The 13,004-nt window shown below is 59.3% G+C and carries 10 protein-coding genes; 6 read left to right on the forward strand and 4 right to left on the reverse strand.

The genetic code is table 11. The annotated features are described in order from the left end of the window. The first annotated feature begins 7 nt into the window (after window positions 1-7). The 4 genes from ACOOHD_RS09420 (at window position 8) to ACOOHD_RS09435 (ending at window position 5,093) form a co-directional block, all read left to right on the forward strand. Window positions 8-1,006, forward strand: a complete 999-nt coding sequence (locus tag ACOOHD_RS09420; RefSeq protein ID WP_420461311.1) for a sugar phosphate nucleotidyltransferase — start codon at window positions 8-10, stop codon at window positions 1,004-1,006. Window positions 1,007-1,018: 12 nt separating this feature from the next. Further along, window positions 1,019-2,287: a hemolysin family protein gene (locus tag ACOOHD_RS09425; protein ID WP_420461312.1), complete on the forward strand. Its 1,269-nt coding sequence runs from the start codon at window positions 1,019-1,021 to the stop codon at window positions 2,285-2,287. Window positions 2,288-2,339: 52 nt separating this feature from the next. After that, entirely contained in the window at window positions 2,340-3,491 is a 1,152-nt protein-coding gene (locus ACOOHD_RS09430; RefSeq protein WP_420461313.1) for a mechanosensitive ion channel family protein, read from the forward strand. Window positions 3,492-3,587: 96 nt separating this feature from the next. Beyond that, window positions 3,588-5,093, forward strand: a complete 1,506-nt coding sequence (locus tag ACOOHD_RS09435) for a DASH family cryptochrome (protein ID WP_420461314.1) — start codon at window positions 3,588-3,590, stop codon at window positions 5,091-5,093. A 7-nt stretch (window positions 5,094-5,100) separates the two neighbouring features. On the opposite strand, the gene ACOOHD_RS09440 is transcribed toward ACOOHD_RS09435, so the two are convergent. The 4 genes from ACOOHD_RS09440 to ACOOHD_RS09455 form a co-directional block, all read right to left on the reverse strand. Next, window positions 5,101-6,087, reverse strand: coding sequence for a hypothetical protein (locus tag ACOOHD_RS09440; RefSeq protein WP_420461315.1), 987 nt, complete (start codon window positions 6,085-6,087; stop codon window positions 5,101-5,103). A gap of 82 nt (window positions 6,088-6,169) precedes the next feature. Continuing rightward, window positions 6,170-7,585 (reverse strand): sulfatase, encoded by a 1,416-nt coding sequence (locus ACOOHD_RS09445; RefSeq protein WP_420461316.1) that lies wholly within the window; start codon window positions 7,583-7,585, stop codon window positions 6,170-6,172. A gap of 186 nt (window positions 7,586-7,771) precedes the next feature. Further along, window positions 7,772-7,987 (reverse strand): hypothetical protein, encoded by a 216-nt coding sequence (locus ACOOHD_RS09450; RefSeq protein ID WP_420461317.1) that lies wholly within the window; start codon window positions 7,985-7,987, stop codon window positions 7,772-7,774. A 222-nt stretch (window positions 7,988-8,209) separates the two neighbouring features. Then, on the reverse strand, window positions 8,210-9,826 hold the full coding sequence (locus ACOOHD_RS09455; protein ID WP_420461318.1) for a sulfatase: 1,617 nt from the start codon (window positions 9,824-9,826) through the stop codon (window positions 8,210-8,212). Window positions 9,827-9,929: 103 nt separating this feature from the next. Between ACOOHD_RS09455 and ACOOHD_RS09460 the strand changes: the two genes are divergently transcribed. Together ACOOHD_RS09460 and ACOOHD_RS09465 are read left to right on the forward strand one after the other, a co-directional pair. Continuing rightward, window positions 9,930-12,419, forward strand: a complete 2,490-nt coding sequence (locus ACOOHD_RS09460) for a DNA translocase FtsK 4TM domain-containing protein (RefSeq protein ID WP_420461319.1) — start codon at window positions 9,930-9,932, stop codon at window positions 12,417-12,419. A gap of 28 nt (window positions 12,420-12,447) precedes the next feature. Next, a complete protein-coding gene (locus tag ACOOHD_RS09465) occupies window positions 12,448-12,774 on the forward strand; it encodes a type II toxin-antitoxin system HigB family toxin (RefSeq protein WP_420461320.1) in 327 nt (108 codons plus the stop codon). The last annotated feature ends 230 nt before the right edge of the window (window positions 12,775-13,004 follow it).

Raw genomic sequence — 13,004 nt, forward strand, 5'->3', positions numbered from 1 at the left:
TCGCCAAATGAAAGCCATCATCCCCGTGGCCGGAGCGGGCATGCGTCTGCGTCCTCTTACCTACACCCAGCCGAAGCCGCTGATCCCGGTGGCGGGCAAGCCGATCCTGAGTTTCATTGTCGATCAGCTGATCGAACTGGGGGTGACGGACTTCGTGTTCATCATCGGCTACCTGGGGGAAAAGATTCGGGAGTACGTCGAACGGGTGTATCCGCAGCTCAATACCAAGTTTGTTAATCAGGAGGAGCGCATGGGCTCGGCCCACGCCATCTGGCTGGCGCGCGATCACTACGTGGATGCTAAGGAGATCATCGTCTTTTTCGGAGATGCAATTATCGATGCCGATCTGAGCGAGTTCGTCAAGTCGGAGTACAGCTGCCTGGGCGTGAAGACCGTCGAGGACCCCCGGCAGTTCGGCGTCGTGGAGCAGGACCGCGAGGGGAACATCCGTGGACTCATCGAAAAGCCTACCATCCCGAAATCAAACCTAGCTATGGTAGGCTGTTATAAAATTCGCGAGGTGCAAACCTTCATCGAGGCCTGTGCGCACAACCTGGAGCATAACATCCGCAGCATCGGGGAGTACCCGCTGACCGATGCCCTGGCCCGCATGCTGGAGTGGGGCGTGGAGCTGCGGACCATCCGCGTCGATAACTGGTTCGACTGCGGCCGTCGCGAGGTGCTGCTACAGACCAATGCTATTTTTCTCGATCGGCCGGGCTTTGCTACCGACGATCCCCCACCCTACGACAATGCCATCATCATCCATCCTGTGCACATCGGCGCGGACTGCGACATCAGCAACTCCATCGTGGGGCCACACGTTACGGTGGGGGCAAATACGAAAATGATCAACGCCATCGTGTCGGATTCTATCATCGGGGACTACGCCCGTATCTACGACATCGTGCTGCGCAAATCGGTGGTCGGTAACGATGCCAGCATCGGCGGCATGCGGCACAGCCTGAACATCGGGGACAATACCGAGATTGACTTCGGTGGATAGTACCCCCCACGTATGAGCCTGGCCCTTGCCATTATCGCCTGTCTATTGCTGTCGGCGCTGTTTAGCGGCTCGGAGATCGCCTACGTGTCGGCCAATAAGCTGCGGGTGGAGCTCAAGAAGAAGCGCAATACCACCCGTAGTCGCATTCTGACCGTCTGGTTCGACCGTCCGGCGGAGTTCCTTAGCACCATGCTAGTGGGCAACAACATAGCCCTAGTAGCCTTCACCTCGCTGATCACCGTGCCGCTGACCTACCTGGTGGGCTACCGCATGGGCATCGAGTCGGACATCCTCATCCTGCTCGTCAACACGCTGCTGATCACCATCATCGTGCTCATCTTTGGGGAGTATGTGCCCAAGACGGTGTTCCGGATGTACTCCGATAATGCGCTTTACTTCTGGGCCCTACCGCTGCGCTTTTTGCAGATCCTGCTCTACATCCCGAGCGTAGTGATGACCACGGTGAGCGACTGGGTGCTGCGGCTGTTCTTCAAGCGGCCCAGTGAGGAGCTCGACACGGTACTTACCCGGTTAGACCTAGAAAACTTCATCAACCGCAGCCAGACTAGCGAGGAGCAGGAGGCGGCCATCGATACGAAGCTCTTCGGCAACGCCCTGAACCTGGCCGACGTACGCCTACGCGACTGCATGGTGCCCCGTACCGAGATTGAAAGTATCGACGTTTCGGCCACCGTTGAGGAACTAGAACGAAAATTTATCGATACCCACCTGAGCCGGCTCATCATCGTGGACGGTGACATGGACAATGTACTGGGCTACGTGCACCACCAGCAGCTGCTGGAGTTTCCCGAGACCATCCGCCAGTGCATCCTGGAGCTCACCTTTATCCCCGAGGTGGCCCGGGTGGCCGATATCCTCGACCGGGCGGTCAAGGACCAGCTCAGCATCGCCTGCGTGGTGGATGAGTTCGGCGGGATCGCCGGGGTGGTGACCATGGAGGATTTGCTGGAGGAGATTTTTGGCGAGATCGAGGACGAGTACGACGAGGATGATTACGTGGAGATCGACGAGGGTAATGGGTACTACAAGTTCAGCGGCCGGCTCGAGATCAGCTATCTTAATGATAAGTACGCCCTCAAACTGCCCGAGGGCGACTACCAGACGCTCTCCGGCTTCATCGTCACCACCGCCGAGCGGGTACCGGACCAGGATGAGGAACTGGAGCTCGAGGGCTTCAACTTCCGCATGCTGGAGGTGACCAACACCCGCATTGAGGTGGTGCACCTGCACGTACTGCCGGAGGCGGGGGAAACCGAGTAACGAACCCACTCCCCCACTCGTCGTTCCCCCACTTTACTTTTACCACACTCCCATGGAAAACTTTCTCGACCTCGTCGACGCTACGCCCATTATTATTCGGATGGCCATTCGTATGGGCGTGGCCCTACTTCTTGCTACCCTGGTTGCACTGGTCCTATATGGCATACTGCGTCGCACGGGCCGGCGCACGGAAAGCTACACCCTGGAGGCCATCGCTCAGGAGACCCGTAGCGCTTTCTTCTGGTTTCTCACCTTCGCCCTTACCGTGGTCTTGTGGCAGCAGCTCGAGGCCAGCGTGTTTCCGGAAGTCGTCGACTCCCCCTGGTACCTACACTGGGGCATTCGTCTGGCCCGCACGGTGCTTTACATCTTTGGGGCGCTGTTACTGATTAGGATCGTGGACGTAGCCGCCGACACCGTCCGGCACCGCTACAGCGTCGATGCTACGAATAACCTGCAGGAGCGGAAGATACTCACCCAGCTACAGTACATCCAGCGCATCATCGGTATCGTCATCTTTATTATCACGGCGGCCTTCATCCTACTACAGTTCGAGGCGGTGCGTAGCATCGGTACCGGCCTGCTCACCTCGGCCGGCGTGGGTGGCATCATCATTGGCTTCGCGGCCCAGAAGTCGATTGCCAACCTCCTGGCCGGCTTCCAGATCGCCTTCACCCAACCCATTCGTATCGACGACGCGCTGATCGTCGACGGCGAGTTCGGCCGCGTGGAGGAGATCACCCTGACCTACGTGACCCTCAAGCTCTGGGACCAGCGCCGCCTCATCGTGCCCCTCAATAAGTTCATCGACGATACCTTCCAAAACTGGACGCGCACCACCACTCAGCTCATCGGCAGCGTATTCATGTACCTCGACTACACCTTTCCGGTCAACGCTTTGCGCGAGGAAGCCAAACGCTTCGTCGAGGGCCACGAACTGTGGGACAAGCAGGTCTTCGGCGTGGCCGTCACCGATAACAATGCCGATGTAATGACCGTACGCATTACCGCCACCGGCGCCGACTCCGGTCAGACCTTCAACCTCCGCTGTGCCATTCGCGAGCACCTCATCGCCTGGATCCAGGAGAACTACGCAGACCACCTGCCCAAGACCCGTATTGAGATGAGCCCCCAGGACCGCGCCGTCGTCGCGGACCCCGACAAGTCAATCGTACTGTCCCCGCAGGAGGGCGAGCGTGAGTAGCGCCTGCGAAGACACTTAGAGGTCCAGATTCCTCGCTAAAATCCGCAACCATCCCTACCCCACCCGGTTCTCATATGACAGCAAAACACCGGGAAGATGAGCAAGCGAGCAGGGATAGTGTGGTTCAGAAGAGACTTGCGCCTCCACGATAATGAGGCCCTGACCGACGCCATGAAGCACGGTGATGAGGTGCTGCCGGTGTACATCTTCGACCCCCGCGAATGGCAGGGCACCCTACCTCTGACCGGTCTGCCGAAGCTTGGCTCCCACCGTGCCTGCTTCATTCTGGAGGCCGTGGCTGACCTGCGCGAAAACCTCCGGGCGCGGGGCGGGGATCTCATCCTACGCGTCGGACAGCCGGAAGACGTGCTACCGGAGCTCGCCAAGGCATCGCAGTGTAGCTGGGTCTTTTGCAACCGCGAGCGCACTTCCGAGGAGCTCAAGGTCCAAAACGCCGTAGAGCAAAGCCTCTGGGCCATCGGGCGTGAAGTTTACTATTCCCGCGGCAAGCTGCTTTACTATACCTCCGATCTGCCCTTTCCGATCACCCAGACGCCGGACGTATTTACCCAGTTTCGCAAGGAGACCGAGCGCCTGACGCCGGTGCGCGAGCCCATGCCCACCCCCGCCCGTATCCCCATGGTACAGGGAGCGGGAATCGAACCCGGCGAGCTACCCACCCTGGCCGACTTCGGTACCGCGGAGCCCACCAAGGATCCCCGCTCGGCCATCGACTGGCACGGCGGCGAGACCACCGGACTGGACCGCCTAGCCTACTACCTCTTCGGTAGCCACGCCATCGCAACGTATAAGGAGACCCGCAACCAGCTCATCGGTAGCCACTATTCCACCAAATTCAGCGCCTGGCTGGCGCAGGGCTGCCTGAGTCCGAAGCGCATCTACGCCGAGGTAAAGGCCTACGAAACCAAGAACGGCGCCAACGATAGCACCTACCACGTAATCTTCGAACTGCTCTGGCGCGACTTCTTCCGCCTGATGGGCAAGAAGCACGGCGATAAGATCTTTCAGAAACGGGGCTTCAAGGATGCCGCCGACCCGGAGTGGAAGCAGGATCGTGCCCTCCTCCAGCGCTGGATAGACGGGCAGACCGGTACGCCCTTCGTCGACGCCAATATGCGCGAGATTGCTGCCACCGGCTTTATGAGCAACCGTGGCCGACAGAACGTCGCCAGCTACCTGGTCAAGGACCTCATGGTCGACTGGCGCATGGGTGCCGAATACTTCGAGCACGTGCTCATCGACTACGATGTGACCAGCAACTGGTGCAACTGGAACTACGTAGCCGGCGTAGGCAGTGACCCCCGCGAGAACCGCTACTTCAATATCCTGAGCCAGGCCGATCGCTACGATCCTACCGGGGAGTACGTCAAGCTTTGGTGCCCGGAGCTCAGCGAGCTACCGGCCGAGTACGTGCACAAACCCGATGTACTTAGCGATGCCGAGCAGTCGCAGTACGACCTCCGCCTCGGGGCTAGTTACCCTATGCCCCTGGTACCCTCGGAAAAATACAGCAACAAACCGACCTCATCAGGTGGTCGGCGCAAGAAGGGCCGGGACCGGCGCGATCGGCGGTACGCATAGGTGCTGTCTAGATGGGTGTAAGGCTTCCCGTAACTAGATCGAGCTCGTAGACGGTAGCCCCACCCCGGTTCAATCCATTACCAATCACTACGCCACCCACTAGGCCGCCGACGCCGGCACCCACCGCGGTCCACTTAGTCATCGCCTCTACATCGGTTAGGCCCTCCGGGATGGAGACCAGCATACGGCCCTGAGCGTTAGGGGCTACCTCGTAGTACTGGTCCTGTAGGAATACAAAGCTGCGTCCCTCGTGGTGGTAGCCCCAGAATTCCCGATGCTCCTTCCACTTCATAGCGCGTGGGCGCAGAAAACGGGCCCGGTAGTACGCCCGGTCATCCACATACTGTCCCACTTCCGCGCCCCGAAAGTGTAGTTTAGCGGTGGTATCCACCCGACCGATACGGAAGTCCGCCACCGAGTAGTAGGCTCCGTTAGGTAGGCCCTCCGGTAGTGGATTATCGGCCAGTGAAGTAGTGCCCGTCAGCCCATCGAGCAAATCAGTACCCAGTTCGTATAGTACCGCCGAGAGGGCTTTCGCGAGTGCATCGGCGTGACCGGCCGTTACGTCCAACCCGCCCCTCACCTCGGTATACTGTTGCGGTCCGAAGTGCTGCCCATCTACCTCCAGCGAGGCCATCAGTTGTAGCCGACGGCGTTCGCTGGTCACTGTAATTTCCTCGTCGATACGCAGCAAATGGATGTGTAGAGTAGCCTGGGGTAGGTTTCTGTCGGTGATGCTGCGCATGAGACCGGCACCAAGGTTGAGCTCCATCCCGTTTTTGATGGTCAGCTTACGGGTCTTGTTGAACAGACCGGTATACACCTGTCCGTAGAAGCCTTCCGTGTTACCGGTGCCGTCGACCACCCGCGTCACATTAAAGGAAAGCCCCATTAGCTCGACCGGGGTCGAGGAGATATCCAGTGCGTAAGTTTTGGTGCGCTGTCCGAAGAGAAGAAGGGGTAAGGTGAAAAGGAGTGCGAATACACACTTCATGTAAGTCAGGATTTAGTGAACTACTGCGTTTTTACCTGAACGCCGCGCCACCGTACTAACTAGTCACTTTAACAAATGCAGACTACCGGCCCGCATCACCGTACCTCCGCCCCAGCTCCTCACACTTCATCCGCAACTCCAGCACCTTCTTTCGGTAGGCATCATTTAAAGCCAGATTTACCGTCTCGAGGGGGTCATCCGTCAACCGATACAGCTCCTCAATCTGCGGGTCGTTGAGATAGCGCAGGTACTTCCACTCCCGCGTACGTATTCCCTCACTGGGCGGGATGTCCGGAAACTGCCAGAGGTGTTCCAGCAGTACGGTATCGCGCTGGAGGTCCATAGTCTCACTTTCCACGATTGGCAGTAGACTCTTGCCCTGGTAGATCTTTGGTTGCGGCAGGCTGGCCAGGTCCAATATTGTAGCCGGCACATCGATATTTAGGGCCAGGGCGTCGCTGTCGTGGTGCTGCCCGGCCCGGGGGTCATACACAATCAGCGGCACGCGCACCGAGTTATCGTACATCAGCCACTTACCGGCCAGTTGCCGTTCGCCGAGGAAGTAGCCGTTGTCGCCCATCACGATGATGACGGTATTCTTGTCCAGCCCCCGTTCGGCCAGTTTAGCCCGTAGCTTACCAATTTCCAGGTCCACGCCGGCGATCATGCGGTAGTAGCCCTTCACGCTGTGCTGGTACTTCTCGGGGGTGTCGAAGCGCCAGATCCACCGCAACCGGTTGAAGCCCTTACGCACGGCTTCGGGCAGGGCATCAAAGTAGGTTTGGGCGGCGAGCGCGGGTGCGGGCACCTCGAAGGAGCGCAGCAGGCTATCCGTTTCCGCTTGCCAGAAGTATTGCTCCGGCGCATTGTCGTGCGCATGGGGCGCGCTAAAGCTCAGGCTGAGGCAGAAGGGCTGCCCGGTGTCCGCATTTCGGTCCACGAAGTCCAGGGCTTGCTGACCGGTGTAGCGGGTCAGGTGTACGGTATCCCCGTCGATCGTTTTATAGTAATAACCACGGCGGTCGGGGTAGGCGTTATTGCGGTCGTAAGACTCGTACTCATCGAAGAGCCGCTCCTTGTCGTTATACTCGACCCCGAACTTTCCGTAGAAGCCGGTGTGGTAGCCCGCCTCCCGCAGTACGGCGGGATATGCCTCGATCATGTAGTGTTCCGCAATGGGCCCCGAGGTAAAGTCGTAGCGGTGACTGCGCTCGTACACCCCCGCGAGCAGCGATGCCCGACTGGCCGCGCAGATCGGCGTGGTGACCATGGCGTGGTCGAAGTAGGTGCCCTCCCGGGCCAGCCGGTCCATTTCCGGCGTCGTGGCCAGAGGATTACCCACGTAGCCGATGGCATCGAAGCGCTGGTCGTCGGTGAGGATGAAGATGATGTTGGGGCGCTCGGTCTGCTGGGCGTGAACTGTACTATCCGAGGCGGCTAGTACCAGTAAAAGTCCGGCAAAGTAACCTAGAGTGCGGCAGGTAACGTGGAGTGACATGGCATTGAAGGGGGATTGTCTCAGGATACGCTTTAACCTACTGACTGGCTAGCGAAATGTGGCCGCTCTGGATGCTACCGGCTACCAATTCAGCTCCAGTAGAGGTACCTAAACGGGTCTCTAACCGACGCTTTCCTCTGCGATTGACGAACCACACGACAAGCGTAGCGAGGGAACGCTTGCGATCTACGATGCTGCGTACTTACGCTCCGCATTCTCGATACCAACGTACACTCTGCCGTGGGCGGCCGTACCGGTCTCGTCCCGCACGTCGGTGATGTTGAAGGACAGCCCGTCGGTATCGGCGGTCACCTCGCCCAGACTAAGCAAGGCGAGTTCGGGCGTCTGTCTGTATGCCAGACTGCCAAGCGAGATGCCGATTAGTAAAAAGATGTAGCACATAGGTCAGTAGGTAAAATTTCAGCTTAATATAAGACCCAGCCCTCAGACCATGGCCCTCGTCAGCTACCACTTTACCTGAAAATCGCCCAGCGTTGGGTAACCGCTTCAGCTGGAAGCTGCCCGGTCAGGTCGGTGATCGTCGTACCTAGGTCAAGTACGTAGGGTTTTCACTGGGCCAGTAGCAGCAGGGGGGCACAGACACTGAGTTAAGTGGTTGATATCTTATTCCGCCCGGTAGATTAAGGGTTCACTCTCCCGCCACCCAAGCCGAATAGCCCGGACTTCCAGTACCATACCCTTTTGTGGTACTAGGGGCCGGTGGTAGAGTTGCCACCGATCTGCCTCCCCCCAGCGGTAGGCGATCGAAGCCCCCGCGCTGCCGCAGTCTAGGGTCAGTTGCCCGTCATCCTTCCGGTGTATAGTTGGTGTGGCGGTGATGGGTTGTACGCCCTCCGGTGGCCAGAGCACTTTGATGAGTTCGGACTCGGGCAGCATACCCAGGTCACCGTAGCGGTCCCGGAAGGCTAGGTGGGCCCGGCGGAGCTCAGCAAGTTTAGAGAAGTGCCGAGGCTCGGCCGCAAGATTATGTACCTGGTCCGGATCGGCCTGCAAGTCGTACAACTCTTCGAGGGGTTTGCTGGTGGCCCAGAATTGCCACTGCGTTGCATCCAGCGTCCCCGCCCTACGCCTGGTCTGGATTTGTTGCATCATTGGTAGGCGGTCGCGGTAGGGGATATAGCCCAGGTAGGGAAGCTCCGGTCGGTAGTTGCGCACGTACTGGAAGCGGTGGTCGCGTACGGCGCGGATGGTCTCGGGAGCGGGGTCCATCCGGTCGCGGAAGGTATAGACGTAGGAGGCCGGTGGCTGACTAGCTTCCTGCCCGGCAAACACCCTGCCCTGTAAGTATTCGGGTCGTTCTAGGCCAGCCAGGGCAAGCACGGTTGGCGCAAAGTCCACGAAGGAAACCAGACTGGTATCCACTGAGCCCGCCCCGTGCCCGTCGGGCCAGCGGACCAGCAGGGGGACGCGGGTGCCGGAATCGTACACCCAGCGTTTGGCCCGGGGCAGCCCGTCGCCGTGGTCACTGAAGAAGAACACGATGGTACGGTCGAGCAGGCTGTCCGCCTCCAGCTCCGCCAGCAGTTCCCCCACCCAGCGGTCCAGGGCGTGGAGGTTGTCGTACTGCCGCGCGATTGCCTGCCGGACCGTATCGGTATCGGGATAGTAAGGCGGCACGCGCACCGCGGCCGGATCGGTGACCCGGGGGGAAGAGGGCTCGAAGAGGCGACTCTCGTGGGTTTGCGTGCTATTAAAGACGGCAAAAAAAGGAGTTTTGGGGGTAGGACGCTGTCGGTAGTGGGCACCGTGATCGCTGCGGTCCCAGGCCGTGATGGGGTCGCGGAACTGGTAGTCCGTTTTCGCATTGTTGGTACAGAAGTAGCCGGCGGCGCGCAGGTACTCCGTGAAGCACTTGACCCCGGCCGGCGGCGTGGCCTCGTAGACGGGAATAGCCAGCAGCTCTGGATCAGTGATGCTCTCTATGGCACTCGTACGTTTGTAGGTACGCATAGCCATTGCCCCGGTGGAGGTGGGATACATACCGGTGATGAGGGTATGGCGTGCCGGGGCACAGACGCCGTAGTTGGCAAAGGCGCGGTCGTAGCGTACGCTCTGCCGCGCCAGCCGGTCCAGGTGGGGCGTCTGGGCTATCGCATCGCCATATGTACCCAGGTGGGGGCTGAGGTCTTCGGCCGTGATCCAGATGATGTTGTAGTGCTGCTGCTGCGCGGAAATCGCGCTGGCACCGAATAGGAAGAGAAGTAAGGTTACGTACTGCACACCGTTAAAGTAGTGAAAATCCGTTGCGGCAGGAGGAACGGCCGGGGCGTCTGCCTCACATACCGTAATTTCGCCGCCCGGCCCCACTAGCCCACTTACCTACATGGCCAAAGCAAACAAACCGTCGAAACAGCTCGGACTCCGCATGGGGCTGAGTGATGAGCGCATCCCGAAGCTGTTTGGGCTGCTGCTGCTGTTTATCGCCGTCTACCTGACCGTGGCCTTCGTCAGCTACCTCTTCACCTGGAAGATCGACCAGGACCGGGTACTGCGCTTCAGCTGGAAGCTGCTCTCCGAAGACGCCGCTACGGTCGACAACTGGCTTGGCCGTCTCGGGGCCTTCCTGTCTAACTTCTTCATCTACTTCTGCTTCGGGGTGCCGAGCTTCCTACTGGTGTACTTCGTGGCCCGGTTGGGACTGAACCGGCTGCGGCGGGCTTCGATCCGCCCCATGGCTAACCTGTTCGTGAAGCTGATGCTGGCTACCATCGGCTTTTCGGTGCTGCTGAGCTTTGTGTTTGGCGGATGGACGGACTTCCCCATCGGCGGTGGTATCGGCGACTACCTGGTCTCCCACCTGAGTGGGGTACTGGGAGGCTTTGGGGTGGTGCTGTTGTTGCTGCTACTGGTAGGACTTTACCTGATCTTCGAGGCGCGCATCGACTTTAACGGCTCGCCGGCCCAGATTCGGGCCGATGTGGTGGACCACTTCAGTATGCTGTTTCGGGGAAAGCGTCCGGCACGAGCGGTAGCCGGGGGTACTTCGACGCGCGTTGCACCTGCGGCCGCGGCTAGTGGTGCGCTGAGTCCTGCTACGGTACGGCGGGAGGGGAATGCCAAGATTTTGGCACCCGGGGGGGATGATTTTGAGGTGGAGGGGCCGCGTACGCTCTCCGAAAAGGGGGTGGAACAGTTGAAGGGCGACCAGATGGAGATGCCGCTGGAGAGCGTGGGTGACCTGACGCTGGTGGCGCACGATCCGCTGGCCGTGGGGGGTGATAATCTGGTGGTAGCCGACGGGGATACGGGGATTGACACTAGCCTGGCGGTGACGGAGGAAAATCAGGACCACACCGAGCCCTACGACCCGACGCTGGACCTGCCGGCCTACGAAAGCCCCCACCTGCAGCTGCTCGACGAACTGGACGTGGGCAAGCACGAGGTAGACCGCGCCGAGCTGGAGGCCAACAAGGACCAAATTATCGAGACGCTGCTCAACTATAAGATCGAGATCACGAAGATTCGGGCGACGATCGGTCCTACGGTGACGTTGTACGAGATCGTGCCGGCCCCCGGCGTGCGCATCTCCAAGATCAAGAACTTGGAGGACGACATCGCGCTGTCGCTGGCCGCGCTGGGCATCCGCATCATCGCGCCGATCCCGGGGCGGGGCACGATCGGTATCGAGGTGCCCAACAAGAACCCGCAGATGGTGAGCATGCGGGAGGTGCTGGAGAGCGAGAAATTCCGCACGGCGAAGATGGACCTGCCGCTGGCCCTCGGTAAGACGATCAAGAACGAGGTGCTGATCGCCGATCTGGCCAAGATGCCCCACCTGCTGGTGGCCGGTGCGACGGGGCAGGGTAAGTCGGTGGGCATCAACTCCATCATTATGTCGATCCTGTACAAGAAGCACCCCTCGCAGGTGAAGCTAGTGATGATCGATCCCAAGAAGGTGGAGCTGTTCCCCTACGCTAAGCTGGAGGCCCACTTCCTGGCCTTCCTGCCGGGGCAGACCGAGCCCATCACGACCGAGACGACCAAGGTCATCCACATCCTCAACTCGCTCTGCATCGAGATGGACCAGCGCTACGATCTACTCAAGAAGGCCGCGGCGCGCAACATCAAGGAGTACAACGAGAAGTTCGTGGCCCGGCGGCTGAACCCAGAGAAGGGACACAAATTCCTGCCCTTCATCGTACTGGTGATCGACGAGTTTGCCGACCTGATCATGACGGCGGGTAAGGAGGTGGAGATGCCGATCGCCCGCCTGGCCCAATTATCGCGGGCGGTGGGTATTCACCTGGTGATCGCTACGCAGCGGCCCTCGGTCAATATCATCACCGGGGTAATCAAGGCCAACTTCCCGGCGCGAATCGCCTATAAGGTCACGGCTAAGGTGGACTCCCGTACCATTCTCGATTCCGGCGGAGCGGATCAGCTCATCGGCCGCGGCGACATGCTACTGAGCAACGGTGGAGACGTGGTGCGCCTCCAGGGGGCCTTTGTGGACACCCCCGAGGTGGAGGAGGTCATCAACTTCATCGGCAACCAGCGCGGCTACGTGGAGCCCTACCTGCTGCCCGAGTACAACACGGACGAGGAGATGGCCGGCTCCGGCGCCCTCACCTACGCCGACCTGGACGATATGTTCGAGGATGCCAGCCGGCTGATCATTCAGCAGCAGCATGGCTCGACCTCCATGATCCAGCGCCGCCTCAAGCTAGGCTACAACCGCGCCGGCCGGATCATGGACCAGATGGAGCAGCTCGGTATCGTGGGGCCCTCCCAGGGTAGTAAGCCGCGGGAGGTGCTGGTGTACGATGAGATGGAGTTGACGCGGTTTATTGATGAGTTGCGGGATCGGGGGTAGACTCGGCGGCTGAGTGGTTAAGTTCCCCATGTGGGAACTTTTCTGTATTTTTAGCGTTGTGAGAATAATTGCGAAGCGGACGTTGCGAGAGTTTTGGGAAAAGTATCCGCCAGCCGAAGAGTCTTTGAAGACGTGGTATGATGTAGCCAGTGATGCAGACTGGAATTCTCCGCACGACATCAAGTCTCAGTATGCGCACGCAAGTATTTTACCCGAGAATCGAGTAGTTTTTAATATTAAGGGAAACAACTACCGCTTGGTTACTTGGATCAACTACCAGAAGCAACTGATCTTCATCAAATTTATCGGTACCCACACGGAATATGACAAGATCGACGCCACAACTTATAAGTAATCGACCATGAGTATTAGACCGATCAAGAGCGAGGCCGACTACGAGATGGCTCTGGCTCGACTGGATGAGATCTTTCAGGCTCCGACCGGGACGCCAGAAAGTGACGAGGCCGACGTCCTAGTAACGCTTATCGAACGCTATGAGTCAGCGGTTCATCCCATTGCGGCGCCGGATCCCATTGCGGCAATTCGTATCCGAATGGAAGAAAAGGGACTGAGAAATACTGACTT

The organism is Neolewinella sp., from assembly GCF_965214665.1.
Lineage (GTDB): Bacteria > Bacteroidota > Bacteroidia > Chitinophagales > Saprospiraceae > Neolewinella.

Excerpts from the sequence above, each read along its gene's own strand:
- ACOOHD_RS09420 (WP_420461311.1), top strand. The coding sequence starts at position 8 with ATGAAAGCCATCATCCCCGTGGCCGGAGCGGGCATGCGTCTGCGTCCT.
- ACOOHD_RS09425 (WP_420461312.1), top strand. The coding sequence starts at position 1,019 with ATGAGCCTGGCCCTTGCCATTATCGCCTGTCTATTGCTGTCGGCGCTG.
- ACOOHD_RS09430 (WP_420461313.1), top strand. The coding sequence starts at position 2,340 with ATGGAAAACTTTCTCGACCTCGTCGACGCTACGCCCATTATTATTCGG.
- ACOOHD_RS09435 (WP_420461314.1), top strand. The coding sequence starts at position 3,588 with ATGAGCAAGCGAGCAGGGATAGTGTGGTTCAGAAGAGACTTGCGCCTC.
- ACOOHD_RS09440 (WP_420461315.1), bottom strand. The coding sequence starts at position 6,087 with ATGAAGTGTGTATTCGCACTCCTTTTCACCTTACCCCTTCTTCTCTTC.
- ACOOHD_RS09445 (WP_420461316.1), bottom strand. The coding sequence starts at position 7,585 with ATGTCACTCCACGTTACCTGCCGCACTCTAGGTTACTTTGCCGGACTT.
- ACOOHD_RS09450 (WP_420461317.1), bottom strand. The coding sequence starts at position 7,987 with ATGTGCTACATCTTTTTACTAATCGGCATCTCGCTTGGCAGTCTGGCA.
- ACOOHD_RS09460 (WP_420461319.1), top strand. The coding sequence starts at position 9,930 with ATGGCCAAAGCAAACAAACCGTCGAAACAGCTCGGACTCCGCATGGGG.
- ACOOHD_RS09465 (WP_420461320.1), top strand. The coding sequence starts at position 12,448 with ATGTGGGAACTTTTCTGTATTTTTAGCGTTGTGAGAATAATTGCGAAG.